General features: G+C 70.7%; 6 protein-coding genes. 5 read left to right on the top strand and 1 reads right to left on the bottom strand.

What is annotated here, in order from left to right; translation table 11 throughout:
• Nucleotides 1–74: 74 nt before the first annotated feature.
• The gene (locus P1P70_RS36580; protein WP_045557631.1) at nucleotides 75–992 is read right to left on the bottom strand and encodes a sugar phosphate isomerase/epimerase family protein; all 918 of its coding nucleotides are present in this window, start codon (nucleotides 990–992) and stop codon (nucleotides 75–77) included.
• 150 nt (nucleotides 993–1142) lie between these two features.
• Here P1P70_RS36580 and iolC point away from each other — a divergent pair, with 150 nt between their 5' ends.
• The 5 genes from iolC to mmsA are packed head-to-tail and all read left to right on the top strand — an operon-like array spanning nucleotide 1143 to nucleotide 7274.
• Nucleotides 1143–2093 carry a 5-dehydro-2-deoxygluconokinase gene (gene iolC / locus P1P70_RS36575; protein ID WP_319245458.1) on the top strand — a complete coding sequence of 317 codons (951 nt, stop codon included), beginning with the start codon at nucleotides 1143–1145 and terminating at the stop codon, nucleotides 2091–2093.
• Nucleotides 2090–3004: a deoxyribose-phosphate aldolase gene (locus tag P1P70_RS36570; protein WP_413471630.1), complete on the top strand. Its 915-nt coding sequence runs from the start codon at nucleotides 2090–2092 to the stop codon at nucleotides 3002–3004. The genes iolC and P1P70_RS36570 overlap by 4 nt, the downstream gene beginning before the upstream one ends.
• 7 nt (nucleotides 3005–3011) lie before the next feature.
• The gene (iolB, locus tag P1P70_RS36565) at nucleotides 3012–3860 is read left to right on the top strand and encodes a 5-deoxy-glucuronate isomerase (protein WP_319245457.1); all 849 of its coding nucleotides are present in this window, start codon (nucleotides 3012–3014) and stop codon (nucleotides 3858–3860) included.
• Nucleotides 3857–5755: a 3D-(3,5/4)-trihydroxycyclohexane-1,2-dione acylhydrolase (decyclizing) gene (gene iolD / locus P1P70_RS36560; RefSeq protein ID WP_319245455.1), complete on the top strand. Its 1899-nt coding sequence runs from the start codon at nucleotides 3857–3859 to the stop codon at nucleotides 5753–5755. The genes iolB and iolD overlap by 4 nt, the downstream gene beginning before the upstream one ends.
• Before the next feature lie 16 nt (nucleotides 5756–5771).
• Nucleotides 5772–7274 (top strand): CoA-acylating methylmalonate-semialdehyde dehydrogenase, encoded by a 1503-nt coding sequence (gene mmsA, locus P1P70_RS36555; protein WP_319245454.1) that lies wholly within the window; start codon nucleotides 5772–5774, stop codon nucleotides 7272–7274.
• Nucleotides 7275–7412 lie beyond the last annotated feature (138 nt).

The following is a 7412-nucleotide window of genomic DNA, read 5'->3' as shown; positions in this document are numbered from 1 at the left end:
TTTTTTTTAATGTTCCCGCGCACCCCGGAATCTCAAACAGGTTTTTCGCCGGCAGGGTCAGAGCGCGCCAACCGCTACGCCCCGCAAGACCTGAGAAACGCCCGCGTCCGCTGAGCGATAGGCAGCGGAGCGTCCGGCTCGCACGGATACATGTCCTGCTCCACGATCGCGAACAGATCCACGTCCAGCTTCGCGGCAGCGGCCAGCACCGGCCCCAGCTCGGGCACACCCTTCGGCGGCTCGCACATCACGCCCCGGGCGACGGCCGGCCCGAACGGGACCTCGTTCGCCCGCACGTCGGCCAGGATCTCGGGGTCGACCTGCTTGAGGTGCAGATAGCCGATGCGCTCGCCGTAGGTCTCGATCAGCTTGACGCTGTCGCCGCCGCAGTAGGCGTAGTGCCCGGTGTCGAGGCAGAGCGACACCACCGAGGAGTCGGTGCCGTCCAGGAAGCGGACGACGTTCTCCTCGCTGTCGATGTGGGTGTCGGCGTGCGGGTGGACGACGATCTGGAGGCCGTACTTCTCCCGCACCTCCCGCCCGAGTCGCTCGGTGAGCTGGGTGAGGTGCCGCCACTGCTCGACGGTCAGTTCGCTGGGCTCCAGCACCTTGCCCGTCTTGTCGTCCCGCCAGAACGACGGGATGACCACGAGGTGCTTGGCGCCCATGGCCTGCGCGAGGACCGCGTTGTCGGCCACGTGCGCCCAGGTCTTCTCCCAGACGTCCGGACCGTGGTGCAGGCCGGTGAAGACGGTGCCGGCCGACACTTTCAGGCCACGTTTGGCCGTCTCCTCGGCGAGGACCGCCGGATCGGTCGGCAGATAGCCGTACGGGCCCAGCTCGATCCACTCGTAGCCGGAAGCGGCGACCTCGTCGAGGAAGCGCTGCCAGGGGACCTGCTGGGGGTCGTCGGGGAACCAGACGCCCCAGGAGTCGGGCGCCGAGCCGACTCGGATGCGCGAGAGTGAGGACTGAGGTGACAACGACGTCATGGGAGTCAGCTTCAGCCCCGGAGCTGAGGGTGTCAATAGGTAGTCCGAATGTCTGGACAAAGTATTGACAGGGTCGCTCCGGCGGAGCTAGACCTTGACGGAGCCGGCGGACGGACCCGGCGGACGGAGCCGGCGCGTGAAGGGAACTCGATGGCGTACGACCTGATCACCATGGGGCGGATCGGTGTGGACCTCTACCCGTTGCAGACGGGGGTCCCGCTGCCGCAGGTGACGTCCTTCGGCAAGTTCCTCGGCGGATCGGCGACGAACGTCGCGGTGGCCGCGTCCCGACTCGGCCGCTCCACCGCCGTCATCACCCGCACCGGCGAGGACCCCTTCGGCGACTACCTCCACCAGGCGCTGCGCGACTTCGGTGTGGACGACCGCTGGGTCACCCCGGTCCCTGGTCTCGCGACCCCGATCACCTTCTGCGAGGTCTTCCCGCCGGACGACTTCCCGCTGTACTTCTATCGCAGGCCCAAGGCACCCGACCTGGAGATCGACGCCCACGAGCTCGACCTCGACGCGATCGCCGGGACCCGGATCTTCTGGGTGACCGGCACGGGCCTGAGCGAGGAGCCCAGCCGCACGGCGACGCTCGCCGCGCTCGCCCACCGCGCCAGGGCCGGCACGACGGTCTTCGACCTCGACTGGCGCCCCATGTTCTGGAACGACCCGGCCGAGGCCCGCCCGTTCTACGAGGAGGCCCTGCGGCACACCACCGTCGCGGTCGGCAACCTGGACGAGGTCGAGGTCGCCACCGGTGTCCGCGAGCCGCAGGCCGCCGCCCGCGCGCTGCTCGACGCCGGCGTCGAACTGGCGGTCGTCAAGCAGGGCCCCAAGGGTGTCCTCGCGGTCAACAGCAAGGGCGAGTCCGCCGAGGTCCCGCCGCTGCCCGTGAACGTCCTCAACGGCCTCGGCGCCGGTGACGCCTTCGGCGGCTCCCTCTGCCACGGCCTGCTCGAAGGCTGGGACCTGGAGAAGATCATGCGGTACGCCAACGCGGCCGGCGCGATCGTCGCCTCCCGCCTGGAGTGCTCCTCCGCCATGCCCACGGTGGAAGAGATCGAGACAGCGGTCGCGGCGGGAGCGGTCCTGTGACCTCCACCCGCCAAGTGGGCCCCCTCGGCCCCGTAGACGTCTCCGCCCTCGTCCGCACCCGGGTCCACCACCCCGAGGCGATCGCCGAGGCCGCCGCCCGCCGCACCCGGCGCCCCCTGATCGGCGACTCCGGCCGCCTGATGATCGTCGCCGCCGACCACCCGGCCCGCGGCGCCCTCTCCGTCGGCGACCGCAAGCTCGCCATGGCGAACCGCGCCGACCTCCTCGAACGACTGTGCCTGGCCCTGTCCCGCCCCGGCGTGGACGGCGTCCTCGCCACCGCCGACATCCTCGACGACCTGCTCCTCCTCGGCGCCCTCGACGGCAAGGTCGTCATGGGCTCGATGAACCGGGGCGGCCTCGCGGGCGCCAGCTTCGAACTGGACGACCGCTTCACCGGCCACCGCCCCGAGGACATGCGGCGCCTCGGCTTCGACGCCGGCAAGCTCCTGCTGCGCGTCGACTACGACGACCCGGGCTCGCTCACCACCCTGGAGTCCACCGCCCGCGCCGTGGACGCCATGGCCGAGCGCCGACTCCCCGTGTTCGTCGAGCCGTTCATCAGCCGCCGCGACCCGGCCACCGGCAAGGTCAAGAACGACCTGAGCGCCGAGGCCGTCACCAAGTCGATCGCCATAGCGGCGGGCCTCGGCGGCAGTTCGGCGTACACCTGGCTGAAGGTGCCCGTCACCGAGAACCCCGACGACATGGCCCGCGTCATGGAGACCTCGACGCTGCCCGCCGTCCTGCTCGGCGGCGACGTCGGCGAGGACCAGGAGGGCGCGTACGAGAAGTGGCGCGGCGCGCTGCAACTGCCCACCGTGCAGGGCCTGGTGGTCGGCCGCTCGCTGCTCTACCCGGCGGACGACGACGTGACCGCCGCCGTGGACACCGCCGTCGGACTGTTGTGAGGGCCGCATGACACAGAAGACCGAGCTGTACGTACCCAAGGGCGCCACCGCGAACGCCCAGTACACCGTCGACATCGATCCGAAGAGGGCCGGCTGGACCCACAGCAGCCTCAGGATCGTGGAGTTGGGACCGGACGGGACGCACACCTTCACGACCGGGGACAGTGAGTGGATCGTGCTGTCCCTGGGCGGCGGTTGTACGGTTCAGGTGTCGGAGGAACCGGGCAATTCAGACGGTGGCGGGGTCACGGAGTTTCAGATCCTGGGCAGGGAGAGCGTGTTCGCCGGAGTCTCCGACTTCGTGTACGCGCCCCGCGACGCCCGGGTACAGATCGCCTCCGGCGCGGGAGGCCGCTTCGCTTTGGCAGGAGCGAAGTGCGAGCGACGACTCCCCGCTCGTTACGGCCCCGCGCCGGAGGTCCCCGTGGAGGACCGGGGCAGCGGCACCTGCGCCCGCCAGGTGCGCAACTTCGCCTCCGCCGACGCCTTCGAGTGCGACAAGCTGATCACCGTCGAGGTCATCACCCCCGGCGGCAACTGGTCCTCGTACCCGCCGCACAAGCACGACGAGAACCGCCCCGGCGAGGAGACCGAACTCGAGGAGATCTACTACTTCGAGATCGACGGCCCGAACGGCTTCGGCTACCAGCGGGTGTCCCCCTCCCGCGAGGGCGGCGCCGAGGTGCTCGCCGAGGTCCGTTCCGGTGACACGGTGCTCGTACCCGACGGCTGGCACGGCCCGTCCATCGCGCAGCCCGGCCACAGCATGTACTACCTGAACGTGATGGCGGGCCCCGGCCCCGAGCGGAAGTGGCAGATCTGCTTCCACCCCGACCACACGGAGGGGTACCGATGAGCCCGACCACGACCACGGCCACCACACGGCTCACGGTCGCCCAGGCCCTCGTCCGCTTCCTCGCCGCCCAGTACACCGAGCGCGACGGCGAGCGGCGGCGGCTGATCGGCGCCACCTGGGGCATCTTCGGCCACGGCAACGTCGCGGGCCTCGGCCAGGCGCTGGTCGAGTACGCCGACGACATGCCCTACCTCCAGGGCCGCAACGAGCAGTCGATGGTGCACGCGGCCGTCGGCTACGCCCGCCAGTCGAACCGGCTGTCCACGCACGCCGTGACGACGTCCATCGGCCCCGGCGCCACCAACCTCGTCACCGGCGCCGCCCTCGCCACCATCAACCACCTCCCGGTGCTGCTGCTCCCCGGCGACATCTTCGCCACCCGCCCGGCCGACCCGGTCCTCCAGCAGCTCGAAGTGCCGTACGCGGGCGACATCAGCGTCAACGACACCCTGCGCCCGGTGTCGCGGTACTTCGACCGGATCACCCGCCCCGAGGCGCTGATCCCGGCCGCGCTCCAGGCGATGCGCGTGCTGACGGACCCCGTCGAGACGGGCGCGGTGATCCTGGCCCTGCCGCAGGACGTGCAGGCGGAGGCGTACGACTGGCCGGAGGAGTTCTTCGCCGAGCGGACCTGGACCGTGCGCCGCCCGGCGGCGGACGTCGCCGAACTGGCCGCCGCGATCGACGCGATCCGAGGCGCCCGCCGCCCGCTGATCGTCGCCGGCGGCGGTGTCCACCACGCCCGCGCGGAGGACGCGCTCGCCGAACTGGCCGAAGCCACCGGCATCCCCGTCGCCTCCACCCAGGCCGGCAAGGGCTCCCTCCGCTTCGACCACCCGCAGGACGTGGGCGGCATCGGCCACACCGGCACCGCGACCGCCAACGAACTCGCCCGCACCGCCGACCTGGTGATCGGCGTCGGCACCCGCTGGACGGACTTCACCACGGCGTCGAACACCCTCTTCGCCGCCGACGGCGTCCGCTTCCTCAACCTCAACATCGCGCCCTACGACGGCCACAAGCTCTCCGGCCTGCCGCTGGTCGCGGACGCGCGGGCGGGGCTCGAGGCCCTCTCCGAGGCGATGGAGGTGCACGGCCACCGGGTCGCGGACGCGTACGTCGCCGAGTACGCGGAGGACAAGCAGCGCTGGGAGCACCGCGTAGACGCCTGCTACGAGGCCGACGAACCGGACACCCGCCCCACACAGGCCCAGGTCCTCGGCCTCCTCGACGAGCTCGTCGACGAGTCCGACATCCTCATCAACGCGGCCGGTTCCCTCCCCGGTGACCTGCACAAACTGTGGCGGGCCCGGTCACGGGACCAGTACCACCTGGAGTACGGCTACTCCTGCATGGGGTACGAGATCCCGGCCGCGATCGGTGTCCGGATAGCCGCCCCCGGGCGCCCGGTGTGGGCCTTGGTCGGCGACGGCACCTACCTCATGATGCCGACCGAGATCGTCACGGCCGTCCAGGAGAACGTGCCGATCAAGGTGCTGCTCATCCAGAACCACGGATACGCGTCCATCGGCGGCCTCTCCCAGGCGACCGGCGGCGAACGCTTCGGTACCGCCTACCGCTTCCGCTCCGACGACGGCACGTTCACGGGCACCCCCCTGCCCGTGGACCTCGCCGCCAACGCGGCCAGTCTCGGCATGCGCGTCCTGCGCGCCAAGACGGTCCGTGACCTGCGCGCCGCCCTCGCCGAGGCACGGGCGGCCGACACTCCCACTTGTGTCTACGTGGAGACCGAAACGGCAGACACAGTGTCGGGCCCGCCTCCCGCGCAGGCCTGGTGGGATGTACCTGTGGCCGAGACCGCGACCCGCGCGTCGGCGGTCAAGGCACGCGAGGAGTACGACCGGCACGTCTCAACCCGACGCCGCCATCTGTAAGCAAGGAGTTTCTGGAATGACGAAGATCGTCAACCACTGGATCGGCGGCAAGACCGTCGAAGGCGCGTCGGGTACGTTCGGGCCGGTCACGGACCCGGCGACCGGCGCGGTCACCACCAAGGTCGCCTTCGCGACCGTCGACGAGGTCGACGCGGCGGTACGCACCGCCAAGGAGGCCTTCGCCACCTGGGGCCAGTCCTCGCTGGCCCAGCGCACCTCGATCCTGTTCAAGTTCCGCGCCCTGCTGGACGCCAACCGGGACGCGATCGCGGAGCTGATCACCGCCGAGCACGGCAAGGTGCACTCCGACGCGCTCGGCGAGGTCGCGCGCGGCCTGGAGATCGTCGACCTGGCCTGCGGCATCAACGTGCAGCTGAAGGGCGAGCTGTCGACGCAGGTCGCGAGCCGCGTGGACGTCTCCTCGATCCGCCAGCCGCTGGGTGTCGTCGCGGGCATCACGCCGTTCAACTTCCCGGCGATGGTCCCGATGTGGATGTTCCCGATCGCCATCGCGACCGGCAACACGTTCGTGCTGAAGCCGTCCGAGAAGGACCCGTCGGCGTCGATCAAGATCGCGGAGTTGCTGGCGGAAGCCGGTCTCCCGGACGGTGTCTTCAGCGTCGTCCACGGCGACAAGGTGGCCGTCGACGCCCTGCTGGAGCACCCGGACGTCAAGGCGGTCTCCTTCGTCGGCTCGACCCCGATCGCCCGCTACATCCACACCACGGCCTCGGCGAACGGCAAGCGCGTCCAGGCCCTCGGCGGCGCCAAGAACCACATGCTGGTCCTCCCGGACGCGGACCTCGACGCGGCGGCCGACGCGGCGGTCTCGGCGGCGTACGGCTCGGCGGGCGAGCGCTGCATGGCGATCTCGGCCGTCGTGGCGGTGGGCGCGATCGGAGACGAACTCGTCTCGAAGATCCGCGAACGCGCCGAGAAGATCAAGATCGGCCCCGGCAACGACCCGACGTCCGAGATGGGCCCGCTGATCACGGCCGTCCACCGCGACAAGGTGGCGTCGTACGTCACGGGCGCGGCGGCCGAGGGCTGCGAGGTCGTCCTCGACGGCACCGGCTTCACGGTCGACGGCTTCGAGGAAGGCCACTGGATCGGCATCTCGCTCCTCGACAAGGTGCCCACGTCCGCCAAGGCGTACCAGGACGAGATCTTCGGCCCGGTGCTGACCGTGCTGCGCGTCGACACCTACGACGAGGGCATCGCCCTCATCAACGCCTCCCCGTTCGGCAACGGCACCGCGATCTTCACCCGCGACGGCGGCGCCGCCCGCCGCTTCCAGTTGGAGGTCGAGGCCGGCATGGTCGGCGTCAACGTCCCGATCCCGGTCCCGGTGGGCTACCACTCCTTCGGCGGCTGGAAGGACTCCCTCTTCGGAGACCACCACATCTACGGCAACGACGGCACCCACTTCTACACCCGAGGCAAGGTGGTCACCACCCGCTGGCCCGACCCGGCAGACGGCCCGTCGGCAGTGGACCTGGGCTTCCCCCGCAACCACTGACCAAGCCCCCCGCGCCCTGCTTTCAGGGGCGCGGGGAACTGCGCGAGAACCCCCACCGAACCGGCACCCGACAACGCACCCCCCCCGCGGAGCGCGAAAGGGGGGCGAAGGGGCGCAGCCCCTGGGGATGGGAAGGGT

Source organism: Streptomyces sp. MB09-02B (genome assembly GCF_033794485.1).
Classification (GTDB): domain Bacteria; phylum Actinomycetota; class Actinomycetes; order Streptomycetales; family Streptomycetaceae; genus Streptomyces.
The sequence above is the reverse complement of the archived record's forward strand: the minus strand, read 5'-3'. Positions and strand labels throughout refer to the sequence as shown.

What these genes read in the sequence shown, in the direction of transcription:
- iolD (WP_319245455.1), top strand. Translation starts at nt 3,857, where the DNA reads ATGAGCCCGACCACGACCACGGCCACCACACGGCTCACGGTCGCCCAG.
- iolC (WP_319245458.1), top strand. Translation starts at nt 1,143, where the DNA reads ATGGCGTACGACCTGATCACCATGGGGCGGATCGGTGTGGACCTCTAC.
- iolB (WP_319245457.1), top strand. Translation starts at nt 3,012, where the DNA reads ATGACACAGAAGACCGAGCTGTACGTACCCAAGGGCGCCACCGCGAAC.
- mmsA (WP_319245454.1), top strand. Translation starts at nt 5,772, where the DNA reads ATGACGAAGATCGTCAACCACTGGATCGGCGGCAAGACCGTCGAAGGC.
- P1P70_RS36580 (WP_045557631.1), bottom strand. Translation starts at nt 992, where the DNA reads ATGACGTCGTTGTCACCTCAGTCCTCACTCTCGCGCATCCGAGTCGGC.